Source organism: Mesorhizobium sp. M8A.F.Ca.ET.208.01.1.1, from assembly GCF_004791315.1.
GTDB lineage: Bacteria > Pseudomonadota > Alphaproteobacteria > Rhizobiales > Rhizobiaceae > Mesorhizobium.
This window is the reverse complement of record NZ_SRUT01000208.1, coordinates 1-326: the sequence shown is the minus strand read 5'-3', so window position 1 is coordinate 326 and position 326 is coordinate 1. Positions and strand designations below refer to the sequence as shown.

Sequence of the window (326 nt, the reverse complement as noted above, 5' to 3'; positions counted from 1 at the left end):
CCGCTGCTGCGCCGCTCGATCCCCGCGCTGATCATCATCTTCCTGATCGTCATCGCAGCACTTCGCTTCCTGTCGCTGGTGAACGACCGCGACGCGGTCGAACGCGACGCCAAAGCGGTGCTGGCCTTGGCCGCCGGCCAGATGGCGCAGGCCGTCACCGCGGACCCGAATGCGGCCGGCGCCAACGCCATAAGCCTTCTCGAAAGCACCAGCCGCCAGGGCGCCATGAGCCGCGCCCATGTGCTGGCCATCACCGACGGCGCCTTCAAGGTCATCGCCGTCTCGCCGCTGTCGACAGGCTGGCAGGGCCGCACGCTCGACAGTCT

The 326-nt window shown here is 68.7% G+C and carries 1 pseudogene; it reads left to right on the top strand.

Going from position 1 to position 326, the window contains the following annotated elements:
- Positions 1-326: pseudogene (locus EN851_RS34955) on the top strand (PAS domain-containing sensor histidine kinase); the annotation flags it as partial.